Origin of the sequence: Escherichia sp. TC-EC600-tetX4, from assembly GCF_019356055.1 — a bacterium.
GTDB lineage: Bacteria > Pseudomonadota > Gammaproteobacteria > Enterobacterales > Enterobacteriaceae.
The window spans coordinates 2046838-2066814 of the sequence record NZ_CP079924.1 but is presented as its reverse complement, the minus strand read 5'-3'; the positions used below and the strand labels follow the sequence as shown (position 1 = coordinate 2066814).

Sequence of the window (19977 nt, the reverse complement as noted above, 5' to 3'; positions counted from 1 at the left end):
TTATGCTGGCAACGGTCCGTTTTGTATAGGGGCCGTTGCCTTACTTTTTAAATGTTCCATCGCGGCGATGCATACTGACTCATATTTAAACAGATCGTCAGCGAAAAAAATGTCCAACTTATCAATACATTCCTGGCTCAATGAATGTGCCTGTAGCGAGAAGCTTAAAACCTCATACCCGAGACGTTTTCTAAGTGAACTATCTGGAATACTCATAATATCTTCAAGCACACCACTTCCCATTCCCGGAAGATTTAGTGGATTAAAAAGAAGATTGATATTAAGCATTGATATTATCGAAGGAAACTTTAGGAGACTCTCATTTTTTTGAATCGCAGCAAAAATGCTCCCGACAGGATGTATATAATTTTGTTCATAGTATATAGTCCTTAAATAGTGAATAACCAACCTGTTTTTTATACTGATCAAATTGGTCATTTTTTCTGGGCGAAATACAGAAGTGACATCCATTCCAATAAAATCTTTATTTATACCTCTTATCCGAATTTCACTACCATAAAGATTATTAATTATTACTCTATATTTAACATTGTCCTGCAGATATGTATCAAAACTAAGTGCTGGCGCTCCTGGCTTTGAGGCATCATAGTTAATGTTAGACATATAGGCAATCATATAATTAAAGTTTGATTCTGCTATTTCATCGCAGTCACATTGACCCGTTGATATAAAGAAAGTGAGTGCTGTCATAGTAGACTGCAGCCTTTCTTTAAAAGAGTCGAAAGCCAGGCTTTTAATATTTAAATCACCATAATTACTCTGTATTAAGTTTGTAGAAAACATCTCCCGCCTCATATTGTTAACAAAATTATTATCTCATTTAAATCTAAGTCATTTACAATATAAGTTTAAGAGCGACGCCACAGGATGAACTATCAAAAATAGCTCATCATGATTAGCAAAACTTAACCATTTTAAAATAAATAAACAATTAAAGAAAAAAGATCACTTATTTATAGCAATAGATCGTCAAAGGCAGCTTTTTGTTACAGGTGGTTTGAATGAATGTAGCAACGAAATACAGAATTTCAGGTCATGTAACTCCCGGCAAAACCGGGAGGTATGTAATCCTTACTCAGTCACTTCCCCTTCCTGGCGGATCTGATTTGCCCAACGTTGGGCAGATTCAGGCACAGTAAACGCCGGTGAGCGCAGAAATGACTCTCCCATCAGTACAAACGCAACATATTTGCCACGCAGCATCCAGACATCACGAAACGAATCCATCTTTATCGCATGTTCTGGCGGCGCGGGTTCCGTGCGTGGGACATAGCTAATAATCTGGCGGTTTTGCTGGCGGAGCGGTTTCTTCATTACTGGCTTCACTAAACGCATATTAAAAATCAGAAAAACTGTAGTTTAGCCGATTTAGCCCCTGTACGTCCCGCTTTGCGTGTATTTCATAACACCGTTTCCAGAATAGTCTCCGAAGCGGGATCTGGCTGGTGGTCTATAGTTAGAGAGTTTTTTGACCAAAACAGCGGCCCTTTCAGTAATAAATTAAGGAGACGAGTTCAATGTCGCAACATAACGAAAAGAACCCACATCAGCACCAGTCACCACTACACGATTCCAGCGAAGCGAAACCGGGGATGGACTCACTGGCACCTGAGGACGGCTCTCATCGTCCAGCGGCTGAACCAACACCGCCAGGTGCACAACCTACCGCCCCAGGGAGCCTGAAAGCCCCTGATACGCGTAACGAAAAACTTAATTCTCTGGAAGACGTACGCAAAGGCAGTGAAAATTATGCGCTGACCACTAATCAGGGCGTGCGCATCGCCGACGATCAAAACTCACTGCGTGCCGGTAGCCGTGGTCCAACGCTGCTGGAAGATTTTATTCTGCGCGAGAAAATCACCCACTTTGACCATGAGCGCATTCCGGAACGTATTGTTCATGCACGCGGATCAGCCGCTCACGGTTATTTCCAGCCATATAAAAGCTTAAGCGATATTACCAAAGCGGATTTCCTCTCAGATCCGAACAAAATCACCCCAGTATTTGTACGTTTCTCTACCGTTCAGGGTGGTGCTGGCTCTGCTGATACCGTGCGTGATATCCGTGGCTTTGCCACCAAGTTCTATACCGAAGAGGGTATTTTTGACCTCGTTGGCAATAACACGCCAATCTTCTTTATCCAGGATGCGCATAAATTCCCCGATTTTGTTCATGCGGTAAAACCAGAACCGCACTGGGCAATTCCACAAGGGCAAAGTGCCCACGATACTTTCTGGGATTATGTTTCTCTGCAACCTGAAACTCTGCACAACGTGATGTGGGCGATGTCGGATCGCGGCATCCCCCGCAGTTACCGCACCATGGAAGGCTTCGGTATTCACACCTTCCGCCTGATTAATGCCGAAGGGAAGGCAACGTTTGTACGTTTCCACTGGAAACCACTGGCAGGTAAAGCCTCACTCGTTTGGGATGAAGCACAAAAACTCACCGGACGTGACCCGGACTTCCACCGCCGCGAGTTGTGGGAAGCCATTGAAGCAGGCGATTTTCCGGAATACGAACTGGGCTTCCAGTTGATTCCTGAAGAAGATGAATTCAAGTTCGACTTCGATCTTCTCGATCCAACCAAACTTATCCCGGAAGAACTGGTGCCCGTTCAGCGTGTCGGCAAAATGGTGCTCAATCGCAACCCGGATAACTTCTTTGCTGAAAACGAACAGGCGGCTTTCCATCCTGGGCATATCGTGCCGGGACTGGACTTCACCAACGATCCGCTGTTGCAGGGACGTTTGTTCTCCTATACCGATACACAAATCAGTCGTCTTGGTGGGCCGAATTTCCATGAGATTCCGATTAACCGTCCGACCTGCCCTTACCATAATTTCCAGCGTGACGGCATGCATCGCATGGGGATCGACACTAACCCGGCGAATTACGAACCGAACTCGATTAACGATAACTGGCCGCGCGAAACACCGCCGGGGCCGAAACGCGGCGGTTTTGAATCATACCAGGAGCGCGTGGAAGGCAATAAAGTTCGCGAGCGCAGCCCATCGTTTGGCGAATATTATTCCCATCCGCGTCTGTTCTGGCTAAGTCAGACGCCATTTGAGCAGCGCCATATTGTCGATGGTTTCAGTTTTGAGTTAAGCAAAGTCGTTCGTCCGTATATTCGTGAGCGCGTTGTTGACCAGCTGGCGCATATTGATCTCACTCTGGCCCAGGCGGTGGCGAAAAATCTCGGTATCGAACTGACTGACGACCAGCTGAATATCACCCCACCTCCGGACGTCAACGGTCTGAAAAAGGATCCATCCTTAAGTTTGTACGCCATTCCTGACGGTGATGTGAAAGGTCGCGTGGTAGCGATTTTACTTAATGATGAAGTGAGATCGGCAGACCTTCTGGCCATTCTCAAGGCGCTGAAGGCCAAAGGCGTTCATGCCAAACTGCTCTACTCCCGAATGGGTGAAGTGACTGCGGATGACGGTACGGTGTTGCCTATAGCCGCTACCTTTGCCGGTGCACCTTCGCTGACGGTCGATGCGGTCATTGTCCCTTGCGGCAATATCGCGGATATCGCTGACAACGGCGATGCCAACTACTACCTGATGGAAGCCTACAAACACCTTAAACCGATTGCGCTGGCGGGTGACGCGCGCAAGTTTAAAGCAACAATCAAGATCGCTGACCAGGGTGAAGAAGGGATTGTGGAAGCTGACAGCGCTGACGGTAGTTTTATGGATGAACTGCTAACGCTGATGGCAGCACACCGCGTGTGGTCACGCATTCCTAAGATTGACAAAATTCCTGCCTGATGGGAGGCGGCGCAATTGCGCCGCCTCAAATGATTTACATAGTGCGCTTTGTTTATGCCGGATGCGGCGTGAACGCCTTATCCGGCCTACAAAACTGTGCAAATTCAATATATTGCAGGAAACACGTAGGCCTGATAAGCGAAGCGCATCAGGCAGTTTTGCGTTTGTCAGCAGTCTCAAGCGGCGCAGTTACGCCGCCTTTGTAGGAATTAATCGCCGGATGCAAGGTTCACGCCGCATCTGGCAAACATCCTCACTTACACATCCCGATAACTCCCCAACCGATAACCACGCTGAGCGATAGCACCTTTCAACGACGCTGATGTCAACACATCCAGCTCCGTTAAGCGTGGGAAACAGTAAGCACTCTGACGGATAGTATTATCGATAAACGCCGGATGACACATCACCTCCAGCGAACGATCACCCCGATGGCCTGCGTCATCCAGCACTTGCAGGAACAGCGACTCACTGATCTCTTCACCGTAGAATGCACTGCTGAATCCCTGGGTAGTGCGCAGGTTGACCGGCAAATCAAACGCCATCTGACGATCCGCCCGCAACGCAATGCCCTGCTCTGCCGCAAACCTGGCAACAATCGGGAAAATCTGCGGGAACATATGCACATGATGATGGCTATCAAGATGCGTAGGTTTGCGTCCAAATAGCTCAATGAAACGCAAATACTGACTGACAAGCTCCTGAGTAATTTCTTCCAGCGGTAAAGCATCTTCTTCTGCCAACTGCCAGATCCATTTTCCCAGCACACCATCGCGGGTTAACCCCGGCATAGCTGTCAGTGGCTTACCCATAGTAAGGACAAAGTGCATCCCTATGGCCAGACTCGGTTCATCACGACTCAACTGCACCGCATGGTCAATAGCCTGCCCATTCACCAGCGCCGTCGTCGACGTGACAATCCCATTGCGACAGGCCTCGATAATGCCGTAGTTCTGACCTTTGCTTAAGCCAAAATCATCGGCATTAACAATCAGTAAGCGTTCCATAATCAGCCTCGGTTAATGTGCTTTTTTAAGCTCTGCGATGCAGTCGGCAAAGTTTGGCAGCCATTTCTCGTGCGCCAGAATCATCTCGCGTGCCAGCAGCTCAGCATCGCGATCGGAATGCACCAACGGACTAAGGTTTAGCGCCAGTAACACATCGTTAAATTCTCCGCTAAGTGCGGCGTTACTGGCAGCAATCTCGAAGCCTTTAATGGTGTGAATCAGCCCCATTACTTTATCATCGAAATGCGTAATGCGCGGATGTGGCGTCGCGCCATCGCGCCCCAGCTTACAGGTCATTTCTACTGCCCAGTCTGCCGGAATATTATCAATCTGCCCATGATGCGGGATATTAACGTAATGTTCTGCTTGCTTGTCGTTGTAGATAGCGTTGATCACTTCGCATGCTGCATCAGAGTAATAAGCCCCACCGCGCTGTTCCAGTTCTTTCGGCTTAACTTTCAGCTCAGGATTTTTATACAGCTCAAAAAGTTGTTTCTCGACTTTCTGTACTACCTGCGCTCGTGCGCCGCCTTTGTAGTATTCGCCCATTTCAATAGCCAGCATCTCTTTCTGCTTGAAGTAATACAGCAGATAAGAACATGGCAGCAGATTCAACGAACGAATTAAGCCCTCACTAAATGGCAGATCGAAAATATTTTTTACAGAGGACGCTTTTAACTGCCCTGACGCCACACCATCAAGCAATTCGGCAAAGCGCGACTTGCCATTTATCAGCACATCCTTAATGAACACCATATGGTTGAGGCCGAACAAATCGATAGATAAATCATCGCTGTCTTTCAGCATCAGAACATCGCGAATAAACATCTTCATGCCGATCGGAATATTACACACGCCGATAAAGCGTTTAAATCCGGTATGACGATAAACGGCTTCAGTGACCATTCCCGCCGGGTTAGTGAAGTTAATCACCCATGCATTCGGACAAAGTTCTTCGACATCTTTTACGATGTCAAAAATCACCGGAATGGTACGCAGACCTTTAAACAAACCGCCCGCGCCGTTGGTTTCCTGACCAAGATAACCATGACTTAATGGAATACGTTCATCCAGTTCACGCGCCGGTAATTGGCCAACGCGCAGTTGGGTAGTAACGAAATCAGCATCTTTCAATGCTTCGCGGCGATCCAGCGTTTTATAAAGCTTCATCGGGACGCCAGCGTTATCAATCATCCGTTGGCAGAGATCGAAAATAATATCCAGTTTCGGTTTACCACCTTCGACATCCACCAGCCATAATTCGCTGACCGGCAATTCGTGATAACGCTTAATAAATCCTTCCAGTAACTCCGGGGTATAGCTGCTCCCGCCACCAATAGTGACGACTTTTAATTTCTGGCTCATAATTTCTCCCTTCAGTACAGAATACTGATATCTGGCATATCTGCCCCCCCGGACATAAATAATCCAGCAACAGGACAGATATGTGAATTGTCAGGTATAACGACTTACTGATTAAATTCAGTCAATTTCTTACGATAGCTCTTAGGCGTAAAGGACGTTAATTTCTTAAACGTTTTAATAAACAAACTCGGGCTACTATAACCGGCCTCAAACGCAATATCCGTCACTGAATAGTTGGTCATTTCCAGTTGTTTTTTGGCAAAATTAATACGGATTTCATTAATAATCTGCATTGGCGTTTTGCCATAATATCGTTGAGTCGCTCGCGTCAAATATTCCTGTGATTTGGCTGACAACGCCACCATATTCTCCAGCGCCGATTCACTAAACTGCTCTTTATCATGCATCTTTTCTACCGTACTTTTCAGCCACTGCGGTACATCATCAATCACCTGTTCTTCGCGGTAATGACGTAAACGGTTAATGACATAAAAAGTAACCATCTCAACAAACTCTTCCAGCCCTGTTTCGCGGAAATTCAATGAAGAAATCACTGTTTCCACATAGGTGAGAAAAGCGTTATTGGTCCGGTATACCTGCGAAGCGACAAAGCAATAAGGCAACAATGGCAGGTAATGCTGCTCAAAAAAGCGTTTACTGATCCCAACGTTCAATATGCGCGTGGCACCAAACTCATAAAAACTTTGATGGTGCGAACCTAACGGAATAAAAACAAAATCGCCCCGTTCCAGTAACACGCGCTTACCGTTAATCTCCTGGAAATAACGCCCGGTTAATACCAGAGTAAATTCATAATAGTCGTGCTGATGCAGTCCGCTGATACTCTCAGTTTTGTTATAGATAAACACATGGAAGTTTTTGCCATTAAACAACTGCTGTTCTCGGGCAGTGGCAATTTCCGGCGCGTTAATCACTGGCTGCATCATCGACTCCTTATGCCTTCAGTTTTTCATGAAGCTCAATTAATTCAGTAATCAGTTCACGCGCAAGCATGGACGTCATTAAATGATCCTGAGCGTGGACCAGCACCAGACTCACTTTCATCTTACCTTCGCCCGCATCGCCTTCAATCAGTTTCGTCTGTACCAGATGCGCTTCATTCAATGCCATCCGTGACTGATCCATCATGGCTTTTGCTGCGGCAAAATCGCCCTGCTTCGCCTGTTTCAGTGCCGCATACGCCAGGCTGCGCGCTTGTCCGGAGTTGATGATCAGCCCCATCACCACTTCTTCCAGCTCTTCAGCTTCCGTTTGCGTATCGGGAATGTTATCGAGATCCATCATACATCGTTCCTCTCTTTTCTTACCGGCACGATTACCCGTACCGGCATCGATTAAAATTTCAGGGCGTTAGCGATATCTTCTTCGCTCTCTTCTTTATCAATCGCATTTTGTGCTTTGTTAGCCACCACAACAAAGGGCAGATAAATTAACGTTGCGATGCCAAGGTTGAAGAGTGCGACCAGCAATGCGGCGACGCTACCGTTGGTGTTAAAGAAGGCTCCCAGACCGGTTGGCATGGTCCACGGTGCAATATTGGTCACCGGAGGAATAATGCCCATGTAGTACGCTGCGAGGGTGATTGCCGCCAGAATCGGTTGTACCAGTACAAACGGGATAAACATCACCGGGTTCATGATAATTGGCAGACCAAACAGAATCGGTTCGTTAATCTGGAAGATGCCGGACGGCAGCGCCAGTTTTGCCACCTGACGATAATCAGCACGGCGAGAGGCGATAAAGATAGCCAGGATCAGGCCTAAAGTCGCACCACTGCCCCCAAGGAAAATAAAGGAGTCCAGCATCGGCTTGGCCCAGATATGGAAGGTCTTACCGGCTGCCAGCGCCGCTTCGACGGAACCATATTGCTGATAGGTCGCGATATTTTCCAGTGCCCACGGCGTCATAATGCCGTTGTCCAGTGCGGTCAGCGCCAGCGCGCCATGAATACCGAAGAACCAGAGCAGTGGAACAAAGATCACATAGGCCCAGCCCACCACGCTACCCAACGATGCCAGTGGGGTTGAGATGGTATCCATAATGATCTGATGGAAGTTGGTGCCCCAGGTATTCAACGCCCAGGCAATAATCCCCATCACGGAAAGAATAATAAAGCCGGGAATTAATGCCGAGAAGGAACGCGATACTGAAGCAGGTACGCTGTCGGGCAGTTTAATGACCCAATTGCGGCGGACAATAAAGGTAAACATTTCTGCCACCACCAGGCCAATAATAATCCCGGAGATGATATTCGCCCCACCTAACCAGTTTGCACCAACCGCATAGGCCTCACCGACACTATATGGGGTGACGGTCATAAATGCTGCAACGGATAACAACCCAGCCGCCAGCGCATCGACTTTACGCTCTTCTGCCAGCGCCATGCCAATAAAGAACGGTGCCATTAAAGACATTATTCCTAATGTTCCGTTATATACGTTGCCGCCAATACCTTTCAGACCATTAAGTGTTTCAATGGTTGAGGCGTCGAGGCGAATACCTAAGGAATAAAAAAACGACCCCTCCCCAAAGCTTAGAAAAACGTTGTTAATTAATACAAACATGGCCCCCGCAAGGGTTAACGGCATTAAGCGAATAAAGCCATTTTTGATTGCATTAACGTGTGGCTGCTTTCCTATTTTAACTGCAAAAGGGAGGAGTACCTTTTCAAGCGATGCAATAACATTACTCATAGAAAAATACCCTTAAAAACCGCAATTTAAATATTGCGGTATTGATTTATGAAATAACTCTTTGACGGGAAAATTTAAAATAAATTAATTTGCTGCGGCTTTTTTAATCGCTGCAACCGCAGCCTTAAGCACGCCTAAACCATCGACTTTGCCATAAAGCAGCGAGTCAATTACTTCAACCGGTTTGTTGGGTAACAAACGCTGGATTTCGGGCAACATATAAGCAATCTGCGGCCCTAATAACACGACATCGGCATTCTGACCTTTTTCACCAGCCAGTGTTTCCGGAAATGCTTCAATAATGACCGGAACTTCATATTTTTCTGCCTGTGCGCGCATTTTTGATACCAGTAAAGAGGTAGACATGCCCGCAGAACAAAACAGATAAATGTGTTTCTTTTCCATAAAACTGCCCTCATCGACGATTATCTGTCAGCCAGACACTCCGCAAGCCTTAACCTGCTTCCATGCTCTGGGTAACTTGCGAAACCAACATGACTTTTTTTGTGGCTGAAAGGAGTATACGGTATAGACCTGAGCAATAGTATTTCTTTGACCTTATAAATTGTTTCTCCTTGACCTGTGGTTATGACCCTCTTCACATTTCGGGCAAATAATTCGCGAAGATAATTAAGAACTCAGGCCAAAAAAAACCGGCGCAATGGCCGGTTTCCGTTGTTACTCAAGCTTTCAGACGAATTGATTACTTCGCAGCCTGTGGATCAGTGTCGTATTCAGCACAGGTCTGATAACCGGAGTTGATGACATGTCCGGTATCATCTAACGCGACAAAGTAGGTTTCTGCTTTACCATCACGTTGACCCAGGATGTAGGTCTGGCAAGTACCGCGAGCATGGATCATGCTCACTTCAGACGAAGGTTTACCCGCAATTTGTGCAACCTGCGCCCGGCTCATGCCTTTTTTGACGTCTTTCACCACAGGCTGTACAAACTGGTCTTTGGTACGATCATAAGCCGTACAACCCGCCAGCATGGTTAATACCGCCGCTGCACTCAGAATTCCTGCCATATTCTTGTTCATATTCCGTCCTCTTGTTTATCAGCGTGTTAGATAAGCCTGGAATACATTGGGCGCTTTTTCAAGCCCGTGAACGAAACGGCTCCGCTTTCAGAGGATTCCTGTATGACGTTTTAACCACCATTCAGCCCGCTGTCGCTTGTCGTTTCAGTAGCAACGGGTTAGCTTTAAGGAAGTTTTGTCTTTTCTGTCTGGAGGGGTTCAATGACATTGCAACAACAAATAATAAAGGCGCTGGGCGCAAAACCGCAGATTAATGCTGAAGAGGAAATTCGTCGTAGTGTCGATTTTCTGAAAAGCTACCTGCAAACTTATCCGTTCATTAAATCACTGGTGCTCGGGATCAGCGGCGGTCAGGACTCCACGCTTGCCGGAAAGCTGTGCCAGATGGCGATTAATGAGCTGCGCCTGGAAACCGGCAACGAATCACTGCAATTTATTGCCGTACGCCTGCCCTATGGTGTTCAGGCCGACGAACAAGATTGCCAGGATGCCATTGCCTTTATTCAACCGGATCGCGTATTAACCGTTAATATCAAGGGCGCGGTATTGGCCAGCGAACAGGCATTGCGGGAAGCAGGCATTGAACTGAGCGATTTTGTCCGTGGCAATGAAAAAGCGCGTGAGCGGATGAAAGCACAATATAGCATTGCGGGTATGACCAGCGGTGTCGTGGTGGGCACCGATCATGCAGCAGAAGCCATTACCGGATTCTTCACTAAATATGGTGACGGCGGTACGGACATTAATCCGCTGTATCGTCTCAACAAACGTCAGGGTAAACAGTTACTGGCGGCATTAGCTTGCCCGGAACACCTTTATAAGAAAGCGCCAACGGCCGATCTGGAAGATGATCGCCCTTCTCTGCCAGATGAAGTGGCACTCGGCGTGACCTATGACAATATCGACGACTATCTGGAAGGGAAAAACGTACCTCAACAGGTCGCCAGAACAATAGAGAACTGGTATCTGAAAACCGAACATAAACGCCGTCCGCCAATTACCGTTTTCGATGATTTCTGGAAAAAGTAATAATTTGCACATATTGGATTGTGCGAAAAAGAGTAATTTGTTCACGCCGGATGCGGCGTGAACGCCTTATTCGACCTATAAAACTATGCAAATTCAATACATTGCAGGAGTCGAATAGGCCTGACAGGCGTAGCACGTCAGACGGTGTAACCTTTGTCATCGACCCGCTTCTTTTTTAATCGCTTCCCGCCTGTTACACTGGATAGATAACCAGCATTCGGAGTCAACAGTGGTACGGCGTTTAACTTCTCCGCGGCTCGAATTTGAAGCTGCGGCAATTTATGAATATCCCGAACATTTACGTTCATTCCTTAATGACTTACCCACCCGACCAGGGGTGTATCTGTTTCATGGTGAAAGTGACACCATGCCGCTCTATATCGGCAAAAGCGTTAACATCCGCAGCCGCGTCCTTTCTCATTTACGTACCCCGGATGAAGCCGCCATGCTACGGCAATCCCGACGGATCAGCTGGATATGTACCGCCGGTGAAATCGGCGCTCTGCTCCTTGAAGCGCGATTAATCAAAGAACAACAGCCGCTGTTTAATAAACGGTTGCGCCGCAATCGCCAGCTCTGTGCCCTGCAATTAAATGAAAAGCGCGTCGATGTGGTGTATGCCAAAGAGGTGGATTTTTCACGAGCCCCCAACCTGTTTGGCCTGTTTGCCAATAGGCGCGCAGCTTTGCAAGCATTGCAGACCATCGCTGATGAACAAAAACTTTGTTATGGCCTGCTGGGACTGGAACCGTTAAGTCGCGGTCGTGCATGTTTTCGTTCAGCGCTAAAACGTTGCGCCGGAGCATGCTGCGGTAAAGAGAGCCATGAGGAACATGCGCTACGCTTGCGCCAGTCTCTGGAGCGTTTGCGGGTGGTGTGTTGGCCTTGGCAAGGGGCGGTGGCGCTGAAAGAACAGCACCCGGAAATGACTCAATATCATATTATTCAAAACTGGCTGTGGCTGGGGGCGGTTAATTCGCTGGAAGAAGCGACAACGTTAATTCGGACACCCGCCGGGTTTGATCACGACGGTTATAAAATTCTTTGTAAGCCGCTGCTTTCCGGTAACTATGAAATTACTGAACTTGATCCGGCGAATGACCAGCGAGCCAGTTGATTTCACTGAACAACAGTTTACCTTGCGGTTGTAAAAGCCGCAGGGTGTGCCTGCCATCGAACCAGCACGCGCCCTGGTCGGTAGTGAGCAATTTATCGCCCAGTTGCCACGCCCCGTTAATCACAAACACCACCCCGCCGCGTGAGCCAAAGGTAGTAAACGTACGTTCGGCAATTCTGACTTTCGCCTTACAGACATCCAGGCGTGTCATGATGTTGAAATCCATCGACATCTGCCCTGCCGTCAGTTTCGCTTTTACCACCTGGTCCGCTGCAAAGGCAAAAGGCTGGAACGGTTTTAAGGTATGGTTAAAGCGGTCTGCGCTTTCAAGGAGCATCTCGCCGCCTTCCAGCAACGTCACTATCCTTTCCATGCCGGGAAACAAAGAAAACTCCCCATTCGCCGCGATGGATGCAATGCTGGCACGCCAGTAAAAATCACGTTTTGCCGGTGGGAACGTGCAAATTTCGCGCGTTTCACCGGCAGCATTTCGCCACAGATTCACCGACATTTTACGCATATCAAAGTATTCCATACTCGCTCCCGGCCCGTTCTTTTCATTGTTATCGTTCAGGTAACCGTGGATGGTTATCGGCAACTCGGGTGATTTACGTTAGTGGTGATCAGGCTTTTTTTACAACTGTTTGAGAAGAGAAAAGAAAACCGCCGATCCTGTCCACCGCATTACTGCAAGGTAGTGGACAAGACCGGCGGTCTTAAGTTTTTTGGCTGAAAGATTATTCAGCAGTTGCAGGCATTTTACCTTTTGCCGCTGGACGTTCTGTCAGACGCTTCTCAAAATTAGCATTAAATTGCTTTTTCTGTTCCGGCGTCAGGATGTTGTAAATTTTGTTCTGGGTTTCCATGTGCGCCAGCATGTTAGCTTTGCGCTGTTCTTCCATTTTTGCGATCTGCGCTTCAGCTTTTACTTTATCGAAGGTATCGCTGGCAATGATGTCATGCATTGCGCGGCGTTCTTCCAGCGGCGGACGTTTCATCTGGTCACGCTGGCCTTTCATGATTTCGCGGATCTGCTGTTTCTGCGCGTCGGTCAGGTTCAGGTCTTTGAACATCATGTCCTGATGCGGACCGAACTTGCCTTTGTGGTGCATCATCGGCTTCGCGTCAGCCGGTGCTGCGGTAGTGGTGTCTGCGGCATGGGCCAGGTTAGCCGCGCCAAGAGCCAGGGTAGAGGCAACAAACAGTGCAGTTAATTTACGCATATTCTATATCCTTCCTTTCAGTTATTTATTACGGCTTTCTTAAGTAGCGTGCCGTGTTGACGAGATTAACTTTACTGACTTTAGCGTCAATTAATCAGAGCAACGGTAAAACAATGAAAGTGTAAAAAACACTTTTGCGCCAATTATGGAGAAAAAAAGAAAATTTGATGGAGAGTGATGAGAGAATATTACAACACGATGATTTTGCAGAGATTATGAAGAACTATACCGGATGACTGGTGATAAATAAAGCAAATAACCAGGATTAATCTGTATTAATTTATAAGAAAGCAACTTAATACCCGCAGAATGATTTCTGCGGGTAAGTATTAGCTTATTTTTTCGAGCATTAATCCCGCGCGTAATCCCAACGCTACCAACGGATTAGGGAATAACACATACTCTACATCATGGGTTACGGTAAAACGTTCCTCTCCGTCCTGCGCCAGCAATGTTCCTTTCTCAAACGGCATAAAATTCAGCGTGTCACTTGCCATATGCATTTCGAAGGACGGCGAGTGGCGAGTAATTTGCGAAACCACCCGATAACGGAGCGGCGGTGTTCTCACGATACCGACACTCTCACCAGATAGCAGCGCAGCAATTGCGCTGGCAGTTACTGCAAACTGGCGAAGATCGTTTTGCCCAAAGGGCAACGCTTTGCCAAGTTCCAGCGTACAGGCCAGCGCGCCAAAATGTCTGGCGCTGAAATGGGTAAACGTACCACCAGGTTCCTGATGGAACACCAGCGCCTCCAGCCCCGCCGCACCCAGCCACGTCAGAAATTTCTCGTCCCAGGGAATGTCGCGTTGCGGTAATACACCGAACTGCGGATGCAAGGAGCCACGAATTGCGGTATGTAGATCAAGGTGCCAGCGCACAGATTCTTTGCCCTGGTCATAAAAATCTTCCAGGCACTGTTCCAGTTCGCGCGCCCGACAGGTTTCTCCGCTTTCAGCAAATAGCTGCCAACGACCGCCAAACATTCGATTCATATCGCTATGGCAATAACGTTTCCCTTGCTTCAGCGCAGGAGGATTCCCGAGGATCACCAGCAACCGCCAACGTAACGGGATCTCGCCGTGAGATATCGCGCCAAGCAACGCGTCCAGCATCTCCACAGGTGCCGTCTCATTACCGTGTATTCCCGCTGAAATCACCAGTGCGCCTTGCGGTGGCGTTAATGGCGTCAGTTCCAGCACACCATCGCCCAGCCAGCGCCAGCGAACGCCGTTGATTTCTCGCTCGGTGATAACCGGTTTTTTACCCGTTAAGGTCAGAGCAAGAAAATTATCCATTGCCCCCTCCCTCGCGCTGGAACGGATAAACCGAACCGAGATTCAGTAATTGGCTCAATACATCCAGTGCTTCCCGCCCTTCGCGCAGCAATTGCGGGTCGGCCAGATCGGCAGCAGTAAGGCGATCGCGGTAGTAACGATCCACCCAGTCATTGAGCGCATTAAACAGCGTATCGTTCATCATCACCGCCGGATTCACCGCCCGGCGTTCTTCTTCTGTCAATACCACCCGCAACCGCAGGCACGCCGGGCCGCCGCCATTCGCCATGCTTTCACGTAAATCAAAGACTTTTAGTTCGCTAATCGGGTTGTCAGCGGCAAGGAGTTCATTGAGATAACCCCATACTCCGGCGTGTTCCCGACACTCCTGAGGCAGCACCAACATCATGGAACCATCATCGCGGCTCAGCAGTTGGCTGTTAAACAGATAGGTATACACCGTATCAGACACGGAAACCTGAGTTGCCGGAACTTCTATCGCCATAAAACCATTGACCCGCGCACGCAGGTTTGCCAGTAACTGTGACTGGCGAGCGAACGCCTGTTGGTGGCAAAACAGCACCTGGCGGTTACTCACGGCAATCACGTCATTATGAAAAACGCCCTGGTCGATAACGTCCGGGTTTTGCTGGGCGAAAATCACCTGTTGGGGATTCACCTGATTCAGCCTTGCCACCGCCTCGCTGGCTTCGCGAGTCTGTCGCGCCGGATAACGGGAAGGCCGGGTATCATTGCCTTCTTCTCGCCCGTAGACAAAAAGTTGCATACCCGGTTCACCGTAATGACCGCCGAGACGATTGTGGTTTGCCGCCCCCTCATCACCGAGCAACGCTACCTGTGGCAACGCCGAATGGACGCTAAATTTCTCTTCGTCGTTAAAAATCGCTTTTAACAGCGATTCAGTGACGGGCGCTTCCAGCGAACGGTGAAATTTATTGTTCAGGTTGGCAACGGTGAGATGCACTTTGCCATCCAGCGTATCGGCAGATAGCGCGATCGTTGCCGCATTGGCTACCCACATTGGCGAAGCGGAACTGACGCTGGAAAGCCAGTGCGGTGCCTGGCGTGCAACTTTTTCCAGTACCTGCTCATCGCTACCACTGAATCCCAACTGACGCAGCACCGGAATAAACGGACGCTCGTGCGGCGGGATCACGGCCTGGGGGAATCCCGCATCGGCAAGGGCTTTCATTTTCAGTAAGCCCTGCTTCGCCGCCAGTCGCGGGTTAGACACCTGAAAACGGTGACGGGTAGAGGCTTCATTACCAAACGACAGGCCCGCGTAATGATGCGTCAGCCCTACCAGCCCGTCGAAATTGACTTCCCAGGCGTTCATCGCACCACCTCATCGGAAAAATCCAGCCCGGGGTTAAGCGTGGCGGGCAATGTTAACGAGTCCGACTCCAGGCTCGCCATCGGCCATGCGCAGTAATCTGCGGCATACCAGGCGCTGGGGCGATGGTTACCGGAAGCACCAATGCCGCCGAATGGCGCGGTACTGGCAGCACCGGTAAGCGGTTTGTTCCAGTTAACAATCCCCGCCCGCGCCTCCAGCAACAGTTGATCGAACTTTTCCCGCTCGGGGGAAACCAGACCGCAAGAGAGTCCGAAGCGAGTGTTATTCGCCATTCGAATCGCTTCATCGAAAGTATCATAACGCCAGACGCGCAATAACGGTCCGAACACCTCTTCATCTGGTACGCCAGCAACGCCTGTCATTTCAATGATCCCCGGCGTCAGCAACGATGTCCCTGCTTGTAATAAGCGCGGCGCAAGCAGGGGTCGTCCGCCCATCGCTTCCAGTTGCTGCCATGCAGTAACCACCTGCTGTGCGGCCTGTTCAGAAATCAGCCCGCCAATAAACGGCTGCGGTTCGTCATCCCAGTTGCCCGGCGTTAATCGCTGGCTGACGGCAACCAGACGAGCAAGAAACGCATCGCCCTGCGCCCCGCTTTTCAGCAATAAACGGCGGGCGCAGGTGCAGCGTTGACCGGCTGTGACAAACGCCGACTGAATGGTCAGATGGACAGCCGCGTCGATATCCGCCACCTCATCGATAATTAGCGGATTATTACCGCCCATCTCAAGGGCGAGAATTTTCTCCGGCTGACCGGAGAGCTGGCGATGCAACTGGTAGCCTGTATTGGCGCTACCGGTAAACAGCAAACCGTCGAGATCCTCCAGCGCACTCAGCGCCTGACCCGTTTCACGCCCGCCCTGCACCAGGTTCAGCACGCCTGGCGGCAAGCCAGCCTGCTGCCATAAACGCATTACCGCTTCGCCACTCCACGGTGTCAGTTCGCTGGGTTTAAAGATAATGGTGTTACCTGCCAGCAATGCCGGAACGATATGTCCGTTCGGCAAATGACCAGGGAAATTATACGGCCCAAACACCGCCAGCACGCCGTGCGGGCGATGTCGCAGGCTCGCCGCGCCGTCCGGCATTTCACTACGCTGCTCGCCGGTACGAACGTGATACGCCTTAATTGATATCGCGATTTTATTGATCATCGCCGTCACTTCGGTTGCCGCTTCCCAGCGCGGCTTACCCGTTTCTCTGGCAATAATCGCGGTTAATTCGGCTTTATTGCTTTCCAGCAGTGCGGCAAAGCGTTCGACAACGGCATGACGTTCAGCAAATGAAAGCCGCGCCCAGCGCGGAAACGCCGCACGGGCTGCCCGACAAGCCTGCTCGACCTGAGCGGCATCGGCATCATTGCCTTGCCATAACACCTCGCCCGATACCGGATTACGCTTCACACGCGATGCGCCCTGGCCCGTTATCCAGTCACCGTTAATCCATAAAGTCATGCTGTTTTCTCCTCTGCGCACAGGCGCACCAGACGAACGCGATCCCCGGCGTGGCATTTGAGGGCATCCAGTTGTGCGGCGGTTAAAATCAAACGCTCGGTTGCCGGATCGGTACGCACCAGCACCACGCGGAAATGGTGATAATTTTCATTAGCGACCAGGCAGGCTGGGAAATCGCCCTGCGCAGGCTGCCCTTCTGCCACTTCCACCAGCCGACTTTTACGGATGGCGCGCACGCGGTCGATGTCACACTCAAGCGTCGGCCCACCGTCAAAGATGTCGATATAGTTACGGTAGCGAAAACCTTCTTTCTCCAGCACCGCGCGGGCAGGCGCGGTTTGCGGATGTACCTGACCGATGACGTCCTGGGCTTCCTGGGATAAAAAGTGGGTATAGATCGGATGTTTCGGCATCAGTTCTGCAATAAATGCCTTTTGCCCGGTGCCGCAGAGAAAATCGGCGCGGCTAAAATCCATCGAAAAGAAGCGTTTACCGAGGCTTTGCCAGAACGGTGAATAGCCGTGTTCGTCAATCACCCCGCGCATTTCAGCAACCACTTTGTCATTAAACTTGTCGCGAAAAGCCGCCATAAACATAAAGCGCGATTTCGACAGCAAATAGCCGTTGCCCTCTTTGCGCCAGTCCGGGTCGAGAAACAGCGTGCACAGCTCGCTGCTGCCGGTGTGATCGTTACTGAGAAACAGCGTCGGCAATGCGTTATAGACATTCAGCTCTTTTGAGGCGTGAACCAACGTGCCGACGCGATAGTTGTACCAGGGATCGTTCAGCCCAACCGCCACCTCAATGGCACAAATCCCCGCCACGGTGCCTGTCTCGCTATCTTCCAGCACGAACACATAGCCCTGCTCACTTTTGGGCAGTTCGCCTTGCCAGGTTTTGATTGCCCTTTCGATACGCGCCGAAAGCGTGGCTTCATTGGCGGGAAGCGACGTCAGGCCGCCGCCCGTTTTGCTGGCAAGCTGCATCAGCGCCGAGACATCTGATCGCTCAACGGGACGGATGACCATCATGATGAACCTCGGCTAACAAAGTGTTCGCAAGCAGCTGCAAAGCGATCCAGTCCGGTCGTCACCTCTTCTTCGCTGACATTGAGCGCAGGCGCAAAACGCACCACGTTGCCACCCGCAATCAGTACCATCACGCCTGCTTTCGCCGCTTCCTGAGAGATCTGTTTCGCTTGCCCGGCGTAATCGGCATTCAGTACACAGCCAATCAGCAAACCTAAGCCGCGAACTTCACTGAACAAACCATAGCGGTGATTAATAGTATTAAGACGCTCAACAAACCAGTCGTGACGCTGTTTAACGCCATTAAGCATCTCTGGTGTGTTGATGAGCTCCAGCACTTTGCCTGCCACCGCCGAGGCCAGCGGATTACCGCCATAGGTGGTGCCATGAGTGCCAACGGTCATCACGCGGGCGCACTCTTCGGTTGCCAACAACGCACCGACCGGGAAACCGCCGCCCAGCGCTTTGGCGGTAGTTAACAGATCAGGCGTCACGCCGTAGTGCATATAGGCATACAGTTCCCCGGTGCGCCCGACGCCGGTTTGTACTTCATCAAAAATCAACAGCGCATTGTGGCGGTTACACAATTCACGCAGACCTTGTAAAAACGCGTTGCTGGCTGGCACCACACCGCCTTCCCCCTGGATGGGTTCGACAATCACCGCACAGGTAGAGTCGTCAATCAGCGCGCTGGCAGAGTTAATATCGTTATATGCAGCATGACGAATATCCGCCGGCAGTGGCGCAAAATCCTGTGAATAGGCTGGCTGCCCACCCGCACTGACAGTAAACAGCGTGCGACCATGAAACGCATTTTTGAACGCCACGATGCCGCTCTTATGGCTGCCGTAGCGGTCGTGAGCGAATTTACGCGCCAGTTTTAGCGCCGCTTCGTTGGCTTCCGCACCGGAGTTACAAAAGAAGACGCGATCGGCAAACGTGGCGTCGATCAATTTTTTCGCCAGTCGCAGTACCGGCTCGTTGGTGTAACCGTTGCCGGTATGCCAGAACTTACTCGCCTGTTCGTTCAGCGCTTCACGCAGTTCCGGATGCGCATGGCCCAGCGCGTTCACCGCAATGCCACCCGCGAAGTCGATATACTCTTTCCCCTGCTGATCCCACAAGCGCGAACCTTCGCCACGTACCGGTATAAAGGGTGCCGGAGCGTAAACAGGTATCATCCATTCATCAAAGTTTTCACGCGTAATTGGCTGAGACATAGCGACCTCTACAGTAAATAATTCGTTATTTATATGTTAATAATAAGTAATGTTTGCGCTGTAAATGTAGATTGCAGGGTTCGTGCCAGCCAGTGATAAAAGTGCATAAACGGCGGAGGCTAACTGGAAATCAAGGAGTTATAACCAAACCATATGCATTTAAAGTGCATATAAAGTGAATACGTTTGCGATGTGGGTGAATAAAAAGAATAAAAAACGCAATGTTATGCAGAAGTAAAATATAATTCTGGAATTGTGATCATTGACGAAATTTACTGGAAATTACTGCGCCATTCTGACGCAGCGCGCACCAAAAGCGGGCA

General features: G+C 49.8%; 19 protein-coding genes. 3 read left to right on the top strand and 16 right to left on the bottom strand.

Annotated elements, in window-relative coordinates; genetic code table 11:
• Both ydjO and cedA read right to left on the bottom strand, forming a co-directional pair.
• On the bottom strand, positions 1-804 hold the full coding sequence (ydjO, locus tag KXD89_RS09925; protein ID WP_001310874.1) for a protein YdjO: 804 nt from the start codon (positions 802-804) through the stop codon (positions 1-3).
• A 288-nt stretch (positions 805-1092) separates the two neighbouring features.
• A complete protein-coding gene (gene cedA, locus KXD89_RS09920; RefSeq protein WP_001241561.1) occupies positions 1093-1356 on the bottom strand; it encodes a cell division activator CedA in 264 nt (87 codons plus the stop codon).
• Positions 1357-1538: 182 nt separating this feature from the next.
• Between cedA and katE the strand changes: the two genes are divergently transcribed.
• Entirely contained in the window at positions 1539-3800 is a 2262-nt protein-coding gene (gene katE / locus KXD89_RS09915) for a catalase HPII (RefSeq protein ID WP_000077872.1), read from the top strand.
• Between the two features lie 257 nt (positions 3801-4057).
• On the opposite strand, the gene chbG is transcribed toward katE, so the two are convergent.
• The 7 genes from chbG to osmE all read right to left on the bottom strand — a co-directional run bounded on the left by chbG (position 4058) and on the right by osmE (position 9928).
• Entirely contained in the window at positions 4058-4807 is a 750-nt protein-coding gene (gene chbG, locus KXD89_RS09910; RefSeq protein ID WP_000440471.1) for a chitin disaccharide deacetylase, read from the bottom strand.
• 12 nt (positions 4808-4819) lie between these two features.
• Complete coding sequence (gene celF / locus KXD89_RS09905; protein WP_000078765.1) at positions 4820-6172, bottom strand: 6-phospho-beta-glucosidase; 1353 nt, start codon at positions 6170-6172, stop codon at positions 4820-4822.
• A 104-nt stretch (positions 6173-6276) separates the two neighbouring features.
• Positions 6277-7119 (bottom strand): transcriptional regulator ChbR, encoded by an 843-nt coding sequence (gene chbR, locus KXD89_RS09900; RefSeq protein WP_000983647.1) that lies wholly within the window; start codon positions 7117-7119, stop codon positions 6277-6279.
• A 7-nt stretch (positions 7120-7126) separates the two neighbouring features.
• The gene (gene chbA / locus KXD89_RS09895; protein WP_000968919.1) at positions 7127-7477 is read right to left on the bottom strand and encodes a PTS N,N'-diacetylchitobiose transporter subunit IIA; all 351 of its coding nucleotides are present in this window, start codon (positions 7475-7477) and stop codon (positions 7127-7129) included.
• Between the two features lie 50 nt (positions 7478-7527).
• Entirely contained in the window at positions 7528-8886 is a 1359-nt protein-coding gene (gene chbC, locus KXD89_RS09890; protein WP_000073041.1) for a PTS N,N'-diacetylchitobiose transporter subunit IIC, read from the bottom strand.
• Positions 8887-8970: 84 nt separating this feature from the next.
• Positions 8971-9291, bottom strand: a complete 321-nt coding sequence (chbB, locus tag KXD89_RS09885) for a PTS N,N'-diacetylchitobiose transporter subunit IIB (protein WP_000412169.1) — start codon at positions 9289-9291, stop codon at positions 8971-8973.
• A gap of 298 nt (positions 9292-9589) precedes the next feature.
• Entirely contained in the window at positions 9590-9928 is a 339-nt protein-coding gene (gene osmE, locus KXD89_RS09880) for an osmotically-inducible lipoprotein OsmE (RefSeq protein WP_001039044.1), read from the bottom strand.
• 201 nt (positions 9929-10129) lie between these two features.
• Between osmE and nadE the strand changes: the two genes are divergently transcribed.
• Both nadE and cho read left to right on the top strand, forming a co-directional pair.
• Positions 10130-10957 (top strand): ammonia-dependent NAD(+) synthetase, encoded by an 828-nt coding sequence (gene nadE, locus KXD89_RS09875; RefSeq protein WP_000175026.1) that lies wholly within the window; start codon positions 10130-10132, stop codon positions 10955-10957.
• A gap of 229 nt (positions 10958-11186) precedes the next feature.
• The gene (gene cho, locus KXD89_RS09870) at positions 11187-12074 is read left to right on the top strand and encodes an excinuclease Cho (RefSeq protein ID WP_000252397.1); all 888 of its coding nucleotides are present in this window, start codon (positions 11187-11189) and stop codon (positions 12072-12074) included.
• Here the strand turns inward: cho and ves are convergent.
• The 7 genes from ves to astC form a co-directional block, all read right to left on the bottom strand.
• Complete coding sequence (gene ves / locus KXD89_RS09865) at positions 12034-12609, bottom strand: environmental stress-induced protein Ves (protein ID WP_001300480.1); 576 nt, start codon at positions 12607-12609, stop codon at positions 12034-12036. The genes cho and ves overlap by 41 nt on opposite strands.
• 202 nt (positions 12610-12811) lie before the next feature.
• Positions 12812-13297, bottom strand: coding sequence for an ATP-independent periplasmic protein-refolding chaperone Spy (gene spy / locus KXD89_RS09860; RefSeq protein ID WP_001228984.1), 486 nt, complete (start codon positions 13295-13297; stop codon positions 12812-12814).
• 329 nt (positions 13298-13626) lie between these two features.
• On the bottom strand, positions 13627-14595 hold the full coding sequence (astE, locus tag KXD89_RS09855) for a succinylglutamate desuccinylase (RefSeq protein ID WP_000368506.1): 969 nt from the start codon (positions 14593-14595) through the stop codon (positions 13627-13629).
• Positions 14588-15931, bottom strand: a complete 1344-nt coding sequence (gene astB, locus KXD89_RS09850; protein WP_072647313.1) for an N-succinylarginine dihydrolase — start codon at positions 15929-15931, stop codon at positions 14588-14590. The genes astE and astB overlap by 8 nt, the downstream gene beginning before the upstream one ends.
• Entirely contained in the window at positions 15928-17406 is a 1479-nt protein-coding gene (gene astD / locus KXD89_RS09845; protein ID WP_000177206.1) for a succinylglutamate-semialdehyde dehydrogenase, read from the bottom strand. The genes astB and astD overlap by 4 nt, the downstream gene beginning before the upstream one ends.
• Positions 17403-18437 (bottom strand): arginine N-succinyltransferase, encoded by a 1035-nt coding sequence (gene astA, locus KXD89_RS09840; RefSeq protein ID WP_000989419.1) that lies wholly within the window; start codon positions 18435-18437, stop codon positions 17403-17405. Before astA ends, astD begins: the two co-directional genes overlap by 4 nt.
• Complete coding sequence (gene astC, locus KXD89_RS09835) at positions 18434-19654, bottom strand: succinylornithine/acetylornithine transaminase (RefSeq protein ID WP_000081983.1); 1221 nt, start codon at positions 19652-19654, stop codon at positions 18434-18436. The genes astA and astC overlap by 4 nt, the downstream gene beginning before the upstream one ends.
• Positions 19655-19977 lie beyond the last annotated feature (323 nt).

Coding starts and splice junctions, on each gene's coding strand:
- ydjO (WP_001310874.1), bottom strand. CDS start 804: ATGTTTTCTACAAACTTAATACAGAGTAATTATGGTGATTTAAATATT.
- cedA (WP_001241561.1), bottom strand. CDS start 1,356: ATGCGTTTAGTGAAGCCAGTAATGAAGAAACCGCTCCGCCAGCAAAAC.
- katE (WP_000077872.1), top strand. CDS start 1,539: ATGTCGCAACATAACGAAAAGAACCCACATCAGCACCAGTCACCACTA.
- chbG (WP_000440471.1), bottom strand. CDS start 4,807: ATGGAACGCTTACTGATTGTTAATGCCGATGATTTTGGCTTAAGCAAA.
- celF (WP_000078765.1), bottom strand. CDS start 6,172: ATGAGCCAGAAATTAAAAGTCGTCACTATTGGTGGCGGGAGCAGCTAT.
- chbR (WP_000983647.1), bottom strand. CDS start 7,119: ATGATGCAGCCAGTGATTAACGCGCCGGAAATTGCCACTGCCCGAGAA.
- chbA (WP_000968919.1), bottom strand. CDS start 7,477: ATGATGGATCTCGATAACATTCCCGATACGCAAACGGAAGCTGAAGAG.
- chbC (WP_000073041.1), bottom strand. CDS start 8,886: ATGAGTAATGTTATTGCATCGCTTGAAAAGGTACTCCTCCCTTTTGCA.
- chbB (WP_000412169.1), bottom strand. CDS start 9,291: ATGGAAAAGAAACACATTTATCTGTTTTGTTCTGCGGGCATGTCTACC.
- osmE (WP_001039044.1), bottom strand. CDS start 9,928: ATGAACAAGAATATGGCAGGAATTCTGAGTGCAGCGGCGGTATTAACC.
- nadE (WP_000175026.1), top strand. CDS start 10,130: ATGACATTGCAACAACAAATAATAAAGGCGCTGGGCGCAAAACCGCAG.
- ves (WP_001300480.1), bottom strand. CDS start 12,609: ATGGAATACTTTGATATGCGTAAAATGTCGGTGAATCTGTGGCGAAAT.
- spy (WP_001228984.1), bottom strand. CDS start 13,297: ATGCGTAAATTAACTGCACTGTTTGTTGCCTCTACCCTGGCTCTTGGC.
- astE (WP_000368506.1), bottom strand. CDS start 14,595: ATGGATAATTTTCTTGCTCTGACCTTAACGGGTAAAAAACCGGTTATC.
- astB (WP_072647313.1), bottom strand. CDS start 15,931: ATGAACGCCTGGGAAGTCAATTTCGACGGGCTGGTAGGGCTGACGCAT.
- astD (WP_000177206.1), bottom strand. CDS start 17,406: ATGACTTTATGGATTAACGGTGACTGGATAACGGGCCAGGGCGCATCG.
- astA (WP_000989419.1), bottom strand. CDS start 18,437: ATGATGGTCATCCGTCCCGTTGAGCGATCAGATGTCTCGGCGCTGATG.
- astC (WP_000081983.1), bottom strand. CDS start 19,654: ATGTCTCAGCCAATTACGCGTGAAAACTTTGATGAATGGATGATACCT.